12 protein-coding genes are annotated in these 14634 nt (G+C 46.7%); 6 read left to right on the top strand and 6 right to left on the bottom strand.

The window, feature by feature from the left end:
* Positions 1-21 precede the first annotated feature (21 nt).
* Entirely contained in the window at positions 22-2712 is a 2691-nt protein-coding gene (locus IEY13_RS15685; protein WP_188953760.1) for a TonB-dependent receptor, read from the top strand.
* Positions 2713-2922: 210 nt separating this feature from the next.
* Here the strand turns inward: IEY13_RS15685 and IEY13_RS15680 are convergent, their stop codons facing one another.
* The 4 genes from IEY13_RS15680 to IEY13_RS15665 form a co-directional block, all read right to left on the bottom strand.
* Positions 2923-3684, bottom strand: coding sequence for a tetratricopeptide repeat protein (locus IEY13_RS15680; protein ID WP_188953758.1), 762 nt, complete (start codon positions 3682-3684; stop codon positions 2923-2925).
* Positions 3685-3776: 92 nt separating this feature from the next.
* The gene (folB, locus tag IEY13_RS15675; protein ID WP_188953756.1) at positions 3777-4130 is read right to left on the bottom strand and encodes a dihydroneopterin aldolase; all 354 of its coding nucleotides are present in this window, start codon (positions 4128-4130) and stop codon (positions 3777-3779) included.
* Between the two features lie 94 nt (positions 4131-4224).
* On the bottom strand, positions 4225-5178 hold the full coding sequence (gene trxB, locus IEY13_RS15670) for a thioredoxin-disulfide reductase (RefSeq protein ID WP_188953754.1): 954 nt from the start codon (positions 5176-5178) through the stop codon (positions 4225-4227).
* Between the two features lie 86 nt (positions 5179-5264).
* Positions 5265-6122 carry a sigma-70 family RNA polymerase sigma factor gene (locus tag IEY13_RS15665; RefSeq protein ID WP_076380665.1) on the bottom strand — a complete coding sequence of 286 codons (858 nt, stop codon included), beginning with the start codon at positions 6120-6122 and terminating at the stop codon, positions 5265-5267.
* Positions 6123-6413: 291 nt separating this feature from the next.
* Between IEY13_RS15665 and IEY13_RS15660 the strand changes: the two genes are divergently transcribed.
* Positions 6414-7430: a threonine aldolase family protein gene (locus IEY13_RS15660; RefSeq protein WP_188953752.1), complete on the top strand. Its 1017-nt coding sequence runs from the start codon at positions 6414-6416 to the stop codon at positions 7428-7430.
* A gap of 40 nt (positions 7431-7470) precedes the next feature.
* Entirely contained in the window at positions 7471-9126 is a 1656-nt protein-coding gene (pgi, locus tag IEY13_RS15655) for a glucose-6-phosphate isomerase (protein WP_188953750.1), read from the top strand.
* Positions 9127-9202: 76 nt separating this feature from the next.
* On the opposite strand, the gene IEY13_RS15650 is transcribed toward pgi, so the two are convergent.
* Both IEY13_RS15650 and IEY13_RS15645 read right to left on the bottom strand, forming a co-directional pair.
* Positions 9203-9634 (bottom strand): DUF3276 family protein, encoded by a 432-nt coding sequence (locus IEY13_RS15650; RefSeq protein ID WP_188953748.1) that lies wholly within the window; start codon positions 9632-9634, stop codon positions 9203-9205.
* 123 nt (positions 9635-9757) lie between these two features.
* Positions 9758-11668 (bottom strand): ABC transporter ATP-binding protein, encoded by a 1911-nt coding sequence (locus tag IEY13_RS15645; protein WP_229687885.1) that lies wholly within the window; start codon positions 11666-11668, stop codon positions 9758-9760.
* A gap of 62 nt (positions 11669-11730) precedes the next feature.
* Here IEY13_RS15645 and IEY13_RS15640 point away from each other — a divergent pair, with 62 nt between their 5' ends.
* The 3 genes from IEY13_RS15640 to IEY13_RS15630 all read left to right on the top strand — a co-directional run bounded on the left by IEY13_RS15640 (position 11731) and on the right by IEY13_RS15630 (position 14624).
* Positions 11731-12150, top strand: coding sequence for an SRPBCC family protein (locus IEY13_RS15640; RefSeq protein WP_188953746.1), 420 nt, complete (start codon positions 11731-11733; stop codon positions 12148-12150).
* Positions 12151-12334: 184 nt separating this feature from the next.
* Entirely contained in the window at positions 12335-13747 is a 1413-nt protein-coding gene (locus IEY13_RS15635; RefSeq protein WP_188953744.1) for an aldehyde dehydrogenase family protein, read from the top strand.
* 73 nt (positions 13748-13820) lie between these two features.
* Positions 13821-14624 (top strand): AraC family transcriptional regulator, encoded by an 804-nt coding sequence (locus tag IEY13_RS15630; protein ID WP_188953742.1) that lies wholly within the window; start codon positions 13821-13823, stop codon positions 14622-14624.
* Positions 14625-14634: the final 10 nt, after the last annotated feature.

Here is a 14634-nt window from a genome sequence, read left to right as displayed (position 1 = left end):
ACGTTTGAATAGACTGATTATATGAAAAAGAGATTGTTGCAGGTGTTGTTTGCCATCGCCTGTTTTTACAGCACAGCAAACGCACAGCGCCCCGCGGGGGCAGGTGGTCGTGGTGGACAGAACATGAATGCAGGCCATTTGTATGGAAAGATAGTAGACAGCAAAACCAATAAAGGTGTAGATGGTGCTACCGTACAGTTAATAGCCCCTAAGTTTGATACGGTTACCCGTAAAATGAAAGATGCCATTGCAGGCACTGTACTTACACAAAACAATGGAGATTTCAGCCTCGAAAGCCTGCCTGTATTTGGCAAGTTTACTTTACGTGTAAGCGCACTGGGTTATACGGATTATAACGCGCCCGTTTCTTTCGATCTTAAAATGCCCAACCGTGGTGCTGATGGTGCTGCCGGTTCAGGTGGTGGCGAAGGCGGCGGCGCAGATCGTATGCAACAGATGCTGAGCATGGTTGATAAAGACCTGGGCAATATTAAACTTACCGCTGCAGAAGCCAACCTGGGTAACGTAACCGTTACAGCTACCTCCAAACAGTTTTTTGAAATGGGGGTTGACCGTAAAATCTTCAACGTAGATAAAAACCTGGTAAGCTCTGGCCAAACGGCAACAGAGGTAATGAAACAGATTCCTTCTGTTAATGTGGATATAGATGGTAACGTTACCTTACGTAACTCCAGCCCGCAGCTGTTTGTAGATGGGCGCCCCACTACCCTTACGCTCGACCAGATTCCTTCTGACATCATTGATAAAGTAGAACTGATTACCAACCCCTCTGCCAAGTACGATGCCAGCAGCGGCGGCGGTGGCATTCTCAATATTGTATTAAAGAAGAACAAAAAAAGCGGTTATAACGGTGGCCTGCGTGCCGGTGTGGATTCCCGTGGCAAATTCAACGGCGGTGGCGATATCAACTACCGCCAGGGTAAAATCAATTTCACCCTTAACGGCATGTATAACCAGCGCCGTTCAAAAACCACCGCTTATACCGATCGTTTAAACATCAGCGATGATCCTACTTTTGTTACACAGGAAACCAAAGGTGTAAGCGACAGTCGTTTTATGTTTATCCGTCCGGGGCTTGATTTCTTTATCGATAACAGAAACACGTTAAGTATTAACGCCAACTTTGTAAACGGTAAGTTTTCAAACGATCAGCCTTCCCGTATAGATTCTCTGCGCAACAATGCCGGTTTCGCTTACAGCGATGTAACCAGCACCAGCACCTCCAGCTTTAATAACCCAGGTGGCCAGATCAGCTTTAAACACAATTTTGCCAAAAGCGGGCACAGCATTTCTGCCGATGCCAACTACAACAGTGGCACCAGCAAAAACACAAGCAACCTGTCTACGGCTACTACCAATGCAACACTGGGTAAGTTAACACCGGTTACACAAAGAACAGAAAGCAACGGCTATAACCGTTTCTGGACCTTCCAGACCGATTACGAAAACCCACTTACAGAAAATACAAAACTGGAAGCTGGTGTGCGTGCAGCCATCCGTAATTACTGGAACGATAACAATCAGCTGCGTTACGATTATACCACCCGCGAGTATATTCTCAATCCCATTGCCAGCAATGAGTACAAGTTTAACGATCAGGTGTATGCCGCATATGCTACGTATAGCTTTAAAGCCGGTACCCAATGGAACTATCAGTTAGGTTTACGTGCAGAAAGCAGTAACTATACCGGTACGCTGATGGATAAAGACACCTCTTTCAATGTGAAGTTTCCGCTCAGCCTGTTCCCTACGGCGTTTGTTACCTATAAACTGAACGATAAGCAGGATATCCAGTTTAACTATACCCGAAAAGTAAACCGCCCCAGCTTTTTTCAGCTTACGCCGGTGGTGGACTATAGCGATCCGCAAAACCTCAGCGTAGGTAATGCCAACATGAAGCCTGAGTTTACCAACTCGCTGGAAGTAAACTACAACAACGCCTATAAGCGCAATGCCAACTTCCTGGTGAGTGGTTATTTCCGCTATGCTACCAATTTAATTACCAGCTATCAGTATAGAGATATCAACCAGCAAACAGGTGACAGCGCCGTTTACAACACCTATGTAAACGCCAACAACAGCATCACCTACGGTCTGGAACTGACCAATCGTATTACCATAGCCAAAATATGGGATATGAGTCTGAACCTGAACGTGTACAATTCTAAAATCAATAACGATAACCTGAAGGATGCAGCGGCCAGCAACCAACGCGTAAGCTGGTTTACTAAAATGAACAACAACTTCAAGTTGCCTAAAAACTTCTCCATACAGTTCTCAGGCGATTATCAGGCTAAAACCGTATTACCCCCAGGCGGCGGTGGTGGCGGTGGCGGACGTCGTGGCGGCGGTGGTGGTGGCGGCTGGAACCAGGGGCCCAGCGGTACCTCACAGGGTTATATCAAACCCCGTTACAGCTTCGATCTGGCTATCCGGAAAGACTGGACCTGGAAAGGCGGCAACAGTGCTTCTGTAACCCTGAGCATGAACGATATTTTCAGAACACAGTTATACAGCAGCTACAACGAATCTGCCTTCATGATTCAGAACTCAGAAAGAAGACGCGATCCCCAGATTCTTCGTTTGAACCTCAGCTACCGCTTTGGTAAATTCGATGCCACCCTGTTTAAACGCAAAAACAACAAAGCAGAACAAGGCGGCGGAATGGATATGATGGGAGGAGGGAGTTAGTTGGGAGTTATTAGTTGGAAGTTGGGAGTTTACATTTAGTAGAAAGTTAGAAGTAGAGAGTTAGTAGTTTTATAATAAAAGAGGCCGTATCAGGATTTCTGATACGGCCTCTTTTATTGTGTATCCTATAAGTAAGTTCAAAACATCAAATTCACCATTTCAACTCATTCCCTTAACTCCCAACTTCCAACTAATAACTCCCAACTGAACTTACAACATCCCATCCAGCATCACCTTACCCTCCGCTTTCAGCGCTGCATCATCCGGGGTGCGTACGGGTAACTTCAACAGTCTGTTCAGCACTTCAATGGCTTTAGCGGGTTTGTTATCCTGCTTATAGGCTTTCGCCAGGTCCATGTAGTTTTGTACGTAATAAGGTTCGGCTACGCGGCATTTTTCCATATAAGCAATGGCAGAATCCATGGTAGCAGGTTGTATACCGCCGCCGTAAATGGTTTTGGCGGCAACCTTCTTCAGCCAGCTGGTATTTATCATATCCAGATTCCATTTGCCTGCCATATAGTTGGCTCTGCCGTGGTTGGGGTTAATGGCAAGCGCTTTGTCTGCGTACTCTTTTGTCTGGCGTATAAACTGCACGGTTCTTTTGTTCTCCAGGTCCAGCTCTGCCATTTTAGAAGAGGCTAGCGATAATACATAGCTGGCCTGTGCCTCACCCGGTTTTGCCTGGTAGGCCTGTGTGGCAAACTTCAGTGCCTGTTCATAATAAGGCTGGCGCGCTTTTACGTCTTTCAGCCTCGCCCCCAGCGAGCAGTTCAGCTCTGCAGCTTTAGCTACTGCCGGAAAATAGGTACTGTCTGCCAGTGCCAGCGTTTTATACTTCTCCAGCGCCGCGTCTTCTTTCAATTGCTTCTCAAAATTCTCCGCTTCCTTCATGGTAAGCGCCACATCCTGCGCTGTTGCGCGCAACAACAGCAAACTTAAACAGGCCAGAAATAATTGCTTTTTTATCATAACCGTTATCTTAAGTAAAAATTCAAAAGTAAAAAGGCAAAATGTATAACGCTCCCCATTTTTACTTTTGAATTTTGATTTTTGAATTCGAATTATCTTTTAAGAGAAAACTCCACACTTACACTGCCCGAAAAATTCACCACCGGCAAATGCTGCTTGGTAAGGCTTACATGTACGTGCTGTACCAGCGGAAATTGCTGCATAATATCATCTGCTATATGATATACAATGGTTTCCAGCAGGGCCGTAGGCACTTTCATGCGTTCGGCAATTACCTGGTAAATACGGGTATAATCTACCGTGTCGGCAATGCGGGTAATGGGCAGGCTGGCTGGCTCATAATCTACCCGCGCATTTACTTCAAATGCGTTACCGGCAATGGTTTCTTCGGCATACAGGCCGTGCGTGGAAAAGAAGCGTAGCTTCTGAAGATGTATGGTGAGCATATAAAACTAAAAAGGCTGCCGGCAAGATAAGAATTTACCCATTGCCCGCAGCCTCAAAATATGTGTACTTGTACTCGTTTGCTTAAGCCGGTTATTATACCAGGCCTTTTTCGCTTAAATAGCGTTCTGCATCCAGTGCAGCCATACAACCACTGCCCGCAGCGGTTACTGCCTGTCTGTATATTTTATCCTGTACATCACCCGCAGCAAATACGCCTTCTACTTTCGTTTTAGAAGTACCAGGGGTAGTAATCAGGTAATCCGCTTCGTCCATATCCAGCCAGCCTTTAAAAATGCCGCTGTTAGGCTGGTGTCCAATAGCCACAAAAAAAGCGCTTACCGGCACCGTCTGCTGTTCGCCGCTTACATTGTTTTTAATGGTAACACCTTCTACTTTAGCACCGCCGGTTACTTCTACGGTTTCAGAATTCCAGTACACTTTAATGTTAGGCGTGGCTTTCACACGGTCCTGCATTACTTTACTGGCTTTCATACCATCTTCGCCCTTACGTACAATCATGTGTACATTAGAAGCCAGTTTGCTCAGGTATATCGCTTCTTCGCAGGCAGTATCTCCGGCGCCTACAATAGCCACCTCTTTGCCTCTGAAGAAGAAACCATCGCACACCGCACAGGCACTTACACCATAGCCGTTTAAACGCTGCTCGCTTTCCAGGCCCAGCCATTTGGCCGATGCGCCGGTGGCAATAATTACCGCGTCTGCTTCAATCAGTTTCTCGTCATCAATCCAAACCTTATGCACCGGTCCGCTAAAGTCCACTTTGGTAGCCAGTCCGTAACGGATGTCCGCACCCATACGTACCGCCTGCTTTTCAAAGTTTACCATCATTTCAGGGCCCTGTACACCTTCGGGGTAACCAGGATAGTTCTCCACTTCTGTGGTAATGGTCAGTTGTCCACCTGGCTGAATGCCCTGATACAACACCGGCTTCATATTGGCACGGGCTGCATAAATGGCTGCAGTATAGCCGGCAGGCCCCGATCCAACAATCAGGCAATGCACCTTCTCTACCGTTTCTTTTTCCATTTTGTAATTTTCTTATTTGCGGGGCAAAAATATACCCTTTGCACCATCTGTGCAAAGGGTATATTCTTAAAGAAAGCTAAATTGGCTTATCCTAAGTATGCCTTTAAAGCATTGCTATAGCGTGCTTTCTGCAGGCGTTTAATGGCTCTTTCCTTAATCTGGCGTATACGCTCCTTGGTAAGGTCGTACTTTTGACCAATCTGCTCAATGGTAACACCATTTTCGCCGTCCAGTCCAAAATACGCATTAACAATCTCAGCTTCCCGGGGACTTAATGATTTCAGTACGCGACGGATTTCTTCTCTCAGCGAGTCTTTCATCACGTCGTCATCTGTATCATCACTGCCTTCCAGCAGGTCACCCATCGCTACGTCTTCTGCTTCGTGTACAGGAGCGTCAAGGGAGGTGTGGCGGGTGTTGCTCTGGAAAATGTTGTTGATTTCAGTCTCACTCATTTCCAGAATTTCTGCCAGTTCTTCGGTAGAAGGTTCTCTTTCGTGCTCCTGCTCAAAGGCCATGTAAGCCTTATTTGCTTTGTTGTAAGTGCCAATTTTGTTTTGCGGCAGGCGGACTAATCTACCCTGCTCTGCCAACGCCTGTAAAATGGATTGGCGAATCCACCATACCGCGTAAGAAATGAATTTGAAACCTTTTGTTTCGTCAAAGCGTTGAGCCGCTTTAATTAAGCCGAGGTTGCCCTCGTTAATAAGATCACTGAGCGATAAACCCTGGTGCTGGTATTGTTTAGCAACGGATACCACAAATCGTAGGTTCGCCTGCACCAGCTTGTCCAAAGCTCTCTGATCACCCATTTTGATGCGCTGAGCGAGAGTGGTCTCTTCCTCAGGAGTAATCATCGGAATCTTCGAGATTTCCTGAAGATACTTTTCTACCGCTTGCGAATCACGATTGGTGATCTGGGTGGCAATTTTAAGCTGCCTCATATTGTATATTACTTGTTTTTATAAAACGTTTGTCAGACGTAAATTGTTATTCTAACCTTTGCAGTAAATCCGTTAAGATATTCAAAAAAGAAAGAACAAAACGTTTGCAAAGGTATACGTTATCAACGGAATATACACGCAATTGTTGAAAAATTGGGACGTTTTTACAAATATTTACCACAAATACCCTATATTAAGGGACAAAACACCCTTATTTTGCGCACGCGTCAGTGAGTTAATCTCTGATTTTCTGCATGTTAAATCTGTTTTGAAATATTTACCTTCGTCCGCATGATGGATTATAGATCAGACACGGTAACACGCCCTACAGCAGGTATGTTACAGGCAATGATGGAAGCAAAAACCGGGGATGATGTATTTGGCGAAGATCCCACGGTCAATATCCTCGAAACCAAAGCCGCCACCCTGTTCGGCATGGAAGCCGCTATTTTTTGCCCCAGCGGAACCATGACCAACCAGATAGCTATTAAATGCCATACCCAACCGGGCGATGAGGTTATCTGCGATCGTCTTTCTCATATTTACCAGTTTGAAGGCGGGGGCATTGCCTCTAATTCCGGCGCATCGGTACGGCTGCTCAATGGTAACAACGGCCGCTTAACGGCAGACCACGTAAAGGAAGGCATTAACAACCCGCTGGATATTCATAAAGCAGTTTCCCGGCTGGTTTCGCTGGAAAACACCGCCAACTTTGGCGGAGGCACCTGCTACAATTTCGCTGACATAGTGGCCATAAAAGCCGTTTGCCAGGCACATAATCTGTCATTACATCTCGATGGAGCGCGTTTATTTAACGCCCTTGTGGCAAAAAATGAAACGCCTGCACAATATGGTGAGGTATTTGACAGTATATCTATCTGTCTCAGCAAAGGACTGGGTGCCCCCGTGGGCAGCCTGTTACTGGGTACAAAAACATTTGTTCAAAAAGCGCGGCGTGTACGCAAAGCTATGGGCGGCGGCATGCGGCAGGCAGGTATTCTGGCAGCAGCAGGCGTTTATGCGCTGGAACACCATGTACAGCGGCTGGCGGCCGATCACCTGCATGCACAGCAACTGGCAGCGGCCTGGAAACAGAAAGATTTTACAGGTGAAATACTGCCGGTAGAAACCAATATTGTGATTTTTGAAGTGAAGGGAAGATACACAGCACCGCAGCTGGTTGCATTACTGAAAGAGAAAAACATTCTTGCCATAGCCATTTCATCCACCCATATTCGTATGGTGTTACACCTGGATATTCAGTCGCACATGATTGAAGAAACCCTGGCCGTAATTCATGCGTTATAAACTTAGCAGTAAAACCGAAAAAAGATTAAAAACAAAGAATATGCTTCCAAAAGTAAATCCTACGAATACCCAGGCCTGGCTGTTGCTGAGAAGACATTATGAAGAAGAAATGCAGCGCATGCACCTGCGTGACCTGTTTACACAGGATACGGACCGCTTTCAGAAATTCTCAGTCACCCTCGGAGACATATTGTTTGACTACTCTAAAAACCTCATCACTCCCAAAACCCAGCATCTGTTGCTGCAACTGGCAGAAGACGTAAGTTTAAAAGAGGCCATCACCAGCCTGTTTGCAGGTGAACTGATTAACGAAACAGAAGGCCGTGCTGTACTGCACACCGCACTGCGTAACTTTTCGGGCGCCCCTGTGCTCAGCGAAGGCAAAGATGTAATGCCCGATGTACAGCGTGTACAACAGCAGATGAAAGACTTCTGTGCCAACGTACACAGTGGAAAATGGAAAGGCTATACCGGCAAAAAAATTAAATACATTGTCAACATTGGTATCGGCGGCAGCGATCTGGGCCCGGTAATGGTAACCGAAGCGCTGAAGCCTTATCAGGTTAAAGACATTCAAACCTTTTACGTAAGTAACGTAGATGGTACGCATATAGCAGAAACACTGAAAAAGGTAAAGCCCGAAGAAACGCTGTTTCTCATTGCTTCCAAAACGTTTACCACGCAGGAAACCATGACCAACGCACTCACCGCCCGTCAGTGGTTTCTGGATGCTGCCAAAGAAGAATCGCATATAGCCAAACACTTTGCCGCATTAAGCACCAACGAAAAAGAGGTGGTTAAATTCGGTATCGATCCTAAGAATATGTTTGAGTTCTGGGATTGGGTTGGCGGCCGCTATTCTTTATGGAGTGCTATTGGTTTATCCATTGCCCTTACCATAGGCTACGACAATTTTGAACTGCTGCTGAAAGGCGCTTATGAAGTAGATGAGCATTTCAAAAACACATCGTTCGATAAAAACATTCCCGTAATTATGGCGCTTATTGGCGTATGGTACGGCAACTTTATGGGCGCACAGTCCGAAGCCATTTTACCATACGATCAGTACATGCACCGCTTTGCTGCTTACTTTCAGCAGGGTAACATGGAAAGCAATGGCAAAAGCGTAGACCGTAACGGCAATGAAGTAAACTATACCACCGGCCCGGTTATCTGGGGCGAGCCTGGTACCAACGGCCAGCATGCGTTTTACCAGCTGATACACCAGGGCAAGCTGTTGATACCGTGCGATTTTATTGCACCGGCTATCAGCCACAACCCTATTGGCGATCATCATGTAAAACTGCTGAGTAACTTTTTTGCACAAACCGAAGCGCTTATGAACGGCAAAACCGAGAAAGAGGCGAAGGAAGAACTGCAGAACGCAGGCAAATCGGATGAGGAGTGTAAGAAACTGGTACCGTTTAAAACCTTTGATGGTAATAAACCCACCAACAGCTTCCTGGTAAAACAAATTACTCCGTTTACCCTGGGCTCGCTGATTGCTTTGTACGAGCATAAGATATTTGTACAGGGTGTTATCTGGAATATCTTCAGCTTCGACCAGTGGGGTGTGGAACTGGGTAAGCAACTGGCAAACAAAATTCTGCCTGAGTTAATTACCGATGAAGCTGTTAACTCGCACGATAGCAGCACCAACGGTTTAATCAACGCCTTCAAGCAACTGAGAAAGTAACCAATAAAAAAGCTCCCGGAAAAACCGGGAGCTTTATAATAACAAAGTAAGCTGCGTTGTTGGAACTTGGGGATTGCTACCATTTATCAACCACTTCATCTGTTGCACTGGCGGTGGCTGCTACTACTTCCGTAGTTACGCTGGCAACATTAATTACGGCAACAACAGGTACTTCTTCACCTGCTTCTACCATCTCTCCTGCCTCACCATCTTCTGCGTACTCATGATTGTAAGCGTCAAAATCAAAATCAGGCATTAAATCTGTTTTCACGTAATCAACTGCTTCACCTAATGCTTTGATGAACTTGTTAAAATCTTCTTTATACAAAAAGATTTTGTGTCTGTCGTAGCCATCATCATTAAAGCGTTTTCTGCTTTCTGTAATGGTTAAATAGTAATCGTTACCGCGGGTTGCTCTTACATCAAAAAAATAGGTTCTGCGCTTACCTGCCCTGATACGTTTGCTATAAACGCTTTCAAGTTTCTTGTCATTATTTTCGTACGCCACAGTGAAAAAGGTTTTGGTTAACAATCCATTTTTAAGTTAATACAAATATAGGATTGTTTTCAAATTGCCAAAATTTTGCAACATAAACTTGTAAACTTCTTTATTTAACTCATCATGCAGCGTTTACGCTTCTCCCCTCTCGTTACTCACCTGTAATCGGTACAACTCTGCGTAATATCCGTTTAATAATAATAATTCCTCATGTGTTCCCTTTTCTATAATTGTACCTTCTTCCAGTACAATTACCTGGTCAAAATTAAGGGCTGTAAAAATGCGGTGCGTAATCAGAATAGCCGTTTTTTGATGTAAAAAACGATATAAGTTATTGATAATCTCATTTTCGGTACGCGCATCCACGGCGCTCAGGCAATCATCAAACACCAGCACCGGCGAATCTTTAACCAGTGCCCGGGCAATAGATACCCGTTGTTTTTGCCCCCCACTTAAGGTAACACCCCGCTCCCCAACCATGGTTTCATATCCCTTTTCCAGCCGTTTAATTTCATTGTCCACGCTGGCGTAACGGGCACTTTGCTCCAGTAATTCCTGCGAAGCGGCTTCCTGCAGCCCAAAACCAATATTGTTGCCAATGGTATCGCTAAACAAAAAAACGTCCTGTGGCACATAACTTATCTGCTCACGCAACTGCTGCACCTTCATTTTTTGCAGTGGCACACCGCCTACGGTAATACTGCCTTCATCTGCATCATAAAAACGCAGCAGCAGTTGCGCCACGGTAGTTTTACCACTGCCGGTTTTACCCAGCAGCAATACTTTCTGCCCTTCTTTTACTTCCAGGTTAAAATGGCGTAACGCTTTAATACCTGTATTGGTATAGGTAAAAGATACATTGTTAAAAACAATATCCCCCTTTAAAGGGGTGGCAGTGGCGGCAGGTGCATCCTGTATCACCGGCTCCGTTTGCAAAAACTCGTTCAGGCGCTTTTGCGAGGCCGCGGCCCGCTGCATCATGCTGGCCACAGAACCTATGGCACTTACCGGAAAAGTAAGCATGTTTATATACATCACAAACTCTACAATCAAACCAATGTTCCGTTCCGGATCGCGCAAAGCCATCTGGCCGCCCACCAGCACCGTAATTAACGTGCTCAGCCCAATCATCAGCGTCATGCTGGGAAAATATACCGCCTCCACCTTAGCCAGGCTTACCGCATTTTTCCGGTAGGCTTCGCTGTTGGCGCTAAAAAAGCCCAGCATAGCTTTCTCCTGCACAAAAGATTTAATAACGCGTATACCTGAGTATGATTCCTGTGCATTGGTAGTTAAATCGCTCAGCAGCCCCTGCACCTTTTCGCTCTTTTTATGAATAACCGTGTTTACTATATATATAGTAACCGCCAGTATGGGCAAAGGCGCCAGTACAATCAGCGATAAATGAACATCTTTCCTGAACATGTTTACCACGCAAAGCGATATCAGCGATACCAGGTTAATCAGGTACATAATAGCCGGCCCGGTATACATGCGCACCCGGCTCACATCTTCCGTCATACGGTTCATAAGATCGCCCGTGTTATGCGTTTTATAAAACCCTGCATCCAGTTTCTGGTAATGGCTGTATACTTCATTCTTCTGATCGTACTCTATATGCCGGCTCATTACTATAATAGTCTGCCGCATAAAAAACATCAATACGCCACGCGCCAGCGCCAGCAGCAGAATGGTAACGCTGCAAACCACCACCAGCTTGCCAAAGTTCATGGTGTTTACCCAGCCAATAAACCAGTTTACCAGCCCATCATGCTCGCGCACACTGTGCGCTACCGGTTTGGCGCCGGGCAGCATTTCCTGCAGCTTGTTTACCACATAGCCGGTAATTTCAGGTGCCAGTACCTGAAAGTAGTTGGAGAGGATAACAAAAAAAATCCCTGCTATAAAACGGTAGCGATATTTCCAGAAGTATTTATTTACTGCCTTCAGATGCTTCAATGCCAGTACAATTTGTACAAAATTAATACTATCTGCCCATGCCTGGTCCTGATTATACCTGCATTTGTCCTTTTCACCCACCATACCATGCTGTAAGCCTTGCTATGTTTGCATTGTAATACACAATAACAAATAAAACAAGATATATGAGCACACCTGTTACCATTACCGTAAGCGCCCTGGTAAATGCACCGGTTGAAAAAGTATGGGATGTATGGTTTACACCCGAACATATTACCCAATGGAACGCTGCCTCTGATGACTGGCATACACCCACTGCTACGGTTAACCTGCGCACCGGCGGCACCTTTACCTCCCGTATGGAAGCAAAAGACGGCAGCTTTGGTTTCGACTTCTCTGGTACTTACGATGTGGTAAAAACACATGAACACGTAAGCATTACCATGGGTGATGGCCGTAAGTGGACGGTTGACTTCACAGCCCAGGGCGATAGCACCCTGGTAACAGAAGCCTTTGAAGCCGAAAGCACCAACCCCATAGAAATGCAACGGGGCGGCTGGCAGGCTATACTGGATAACTTTAAAAACTACACCGAAAGCTTATAACTACCGGGGCGGCTGCAAAGCCGCCTCTTTTATTTCTTCCCACCCGCATCCCCCCGTCCTTTACCACTCCCCTGCCCCTGAACTTTACAGCAAACCAAACTTGAACTTTGCAACAAACCTGCCCGCCGGTATTGTAACGAGCTTTGTACCAGCAAACAATTACAAAACCATAAAAACAGGTTGTATGAAAACGATAGACAAGATTTACATCAACGGCGCATTTGTAACGCCACACGGCACAGAGGTATTTGATTTAATTAACCCCACCACCAACCAGGTAAGCGGCCAGGTAGTGCTGGGCGATGCTACAGACGCACAGCAGGCAATAGGTGCTGCCAAAGCCGCCTTTCCCGCTTTTTCCCAAACCACCAAACAGCAGCGCATCACCTACCTGCAACAACTGCACCATGCCGTTGCCCGCAGAAAAGAGGAAATGATACAAACCATGATTGACGAATATGGCGGCACCCGCGCCTTCGCCACCATGAGCTTTGGCTTTACCCTGCAATCCTTTCTGCATACCATAGAAGTACTGGAAGCCTTCCCCTTTGAAAGGGCCACCGGCCGCTCCACCGTGCGCCTGGAAGCCCTGGGCGTAGCAGGTATTATTACCCCCTGGAATGCCAGCAACAGTTTTGTAGCCAGCAAACTGGCCACCGCTATTGCCGCCGGTTGCACCACCGTAGTAAAACCCAGCGAAATGAGCGCCCGCCAAACACAATTACTTACCGAAGCTATACACGAAGCCGGTTTACCCGCCGGTGTATATAATATGGTAAACGGCCTGGGCCATGTGGTAGGTGCCGAAATAAGCCGCAGTAAAGACGTAGCCAAAATTTCCTTTACCGGCTCTACCATGGTAGGCAAAAGCATTGCACGCGAAGCCACCGAAACCATGAAGCGTGTTACGCTGGAGCTGGGCGGCAAATCGCCCAATATTCTGCTGGACGATGCTGATTTCAGCAAAGCCATACCCAAAGCCATACAGGTAGCTTACATGAACAACGGCCAGGCCTGTATTGCCGGTTCGCGCCTGCTGGTGCCCGAAAGCAGGCTGGAAGAAGTAAAAGCCCTGGTAAAAGAAGCAGTAAACCATGTGAAAGTAGGCAACCCCTCCGATGCCGATACGCTGGTAGGCCCCATGGTAAGCCGCAAACAATACGATCGTGTGCAGCAATACATACAGCTGGGTATAGAAGCAGGTGCCGAATTACTGGCGGGCGGCGCCGGCCACCCCGAAGGGCTGGAAGCAGGCAACTTTGTAAAACCTACGGTGTTTGCCGGTGTAACCAATGATATGCGCATAGCACGGGAGGAAATATTCGGTCCTGTACTGTCAATCATCACCTACCGTACCGATGAGGAAGCTATTGAAATAGCCAACGATACCGATTATGGTTTGCATGCCTACATTAGTTCTGCCAGTACAGAACGGGCCCGCAAAATGGCCACACGCATCAACGCCGGCCGTGTAGCCATTAACGATTTCAGTCACGACCCCATGGCCCCCTTCGGAGGCTTTAAGCAATCTGGTATAGGCCGCGAGTATGGTGTATATGGGCTGGAAGCGTATCTGGAACCTAAAACCATTCTGTAACCACACAGCACCTTCCGCCGCAGTTTTACAGCTGCGGCTTTTGCTTTACTTTTAAATACGGAACCAACTATACATGACGCAGCCACCCACACAACGGTTACCCATTCAACACCACTGTTATTATTCCCGCAGCCGGGAAGGCGAACAGTTTGTACCCGAACACTCCTTTGGTATGATACTGTCGGGCTCTTTTACCCTCAACGATGGTGCGCATACCACAGAGTTTGCAGAAGGCGATCTGTATTTCTGCACCCGCAACCAGCTGGTTAAGTTTGTAAAAACACCCGCACCCAATGGCGATTTCCGCTCCCTCTCTATCCTGCTTGATCAGGAAACCTTACGCGCATTCAGTATAGAGCAGCAATATGCCCCGCAGAAAGCAACCGCCCCCACCGCTTATCTGGCCCTATCTGGCAGCAGCCCGTTAAAAGCTTTTATGGAATCGCTGAAAGCCTACGAGCAGCTATTTGCCAACCCTGCCAGCGAAGCCCTGCTGAAAGTAAAACAGCGGGAGGCACTGTTGTTGCTATTACAGGTAGCACCGCAGCTGAAACAGGTGTTGTTCGATTTTTCTGAACCCGGCAAAATAGATCTGGAAGGGTTTATGAACCGCAACTATCACTTTAATGTAGAGCTGAAACGCTTTGCCTACCTTACCGGCCGCAGCCTGAGTACGTTTAAGCGCGACTTTGAAAAAACATTCAACACCACGCCCAGCCGCTGGCTGCTGCAGAAGCGGTTGCAGGAAGCCTATTACCTGATTAAAGAAAAAAGAAGAGCCGTATCAGACATCTATCTCGATCTGGGGTTTGAAGATCTTTCGCACTTTTCCTATGCTTTCAAAAAGCAATACGGGGTAGCCCCTTCGCTGGTATAGTCATTTTCGT

The sequence above is a fragment of the Filimonas zeae genome (assembly GCF_014641615.1).
In the GTDB taxonomy this organism is placed as follows: Bacteria; Bacteroidota; Bacteroidia; order Chitinophagales; family Chitinophagaceae; genus Filimonas; species Filimonas zeae.
Note: the sequence above shows the minus strand (reverse complement) of the source record. Positions and strands in the feature narration are given on the sequence as shown.

Bases quoted from the DNA above. Each gene is read 5' to 3' on its own strand.
- IEY13_RS15630 (WP_188953742.1), top strand. From the start codon at position 13,821: ATGACGCAGCCACCCACACAACGGTTACCCATTCAACACCACTGTTAT.
- IEY13_RS15665 (WP_076380665.1), bottom strand. From the start codon at position 6,122: ATGAGGCAGCTTAAAATTGCCACCCAGATCACCAATCGTGATTCGCAA.
- IEY13_RS15645 (WP_229687885.1), bottom strand. From the start codon at position 11,668: ATGGTGGGTGAAAAGGACAAATGCAGGTATAATCAGGACCAGGCATGG.
- IEY13_RS15635 (WP_188953744.1), top strand. From the start codon at position 12,335: ATGAAAACGATAGACAAGATTTACATCAACGGCGCATTTGTAACGCCA.
- folB (WP_188953756.1), bottom strand. From the start codon at position 4,130: ATGCTCACCATACATCTTCAGAAGCTACGCTTCTTTTCCACGCACGGC.
- IEY13_RS15640 (WP_188953746.1), top strand. From the start codon at position 11,731: ATGAGCACACCTGTTACCATTACCGTAAGCGCCCTGGTAAATGCACCG.
- IEY13_RS15660 (WP_188953752.1), top strand. From the start codon at position 6,414: ATGATGGATTATAGATCAGACACGGTAACACGCCCTACAGCAGGTATG.
- pgi (WP_188953750.1), top strand. From the start codon at position 7,471: ATGCTTCCAAAAGTAAATCCTACGAATACCCAGGCCTGGCTGTTGCTG.
- IEY13_RS15685 (WP_188953760.1), top strand. From the start codon at position 22: ATGAAAAAGAGATTGTTGCAGGTGTTGTTTGCCATCGCCTGTTTTTAC.
- trxB (WP_188953754.1), bottom strand. From the start codon at position 5,178: ATGGAAAAAGAAACGGTAGAGAAGGTGCATTGCCTGATTGTTGGATCG.
- IEY13_RS15680 (WP_188953758.1), bottom strand. From the start codon at position 3,684: ATGATAAAAAAGCAATTATTTCTGGCCTGTTTAAGTTTGCTGTTGTTG.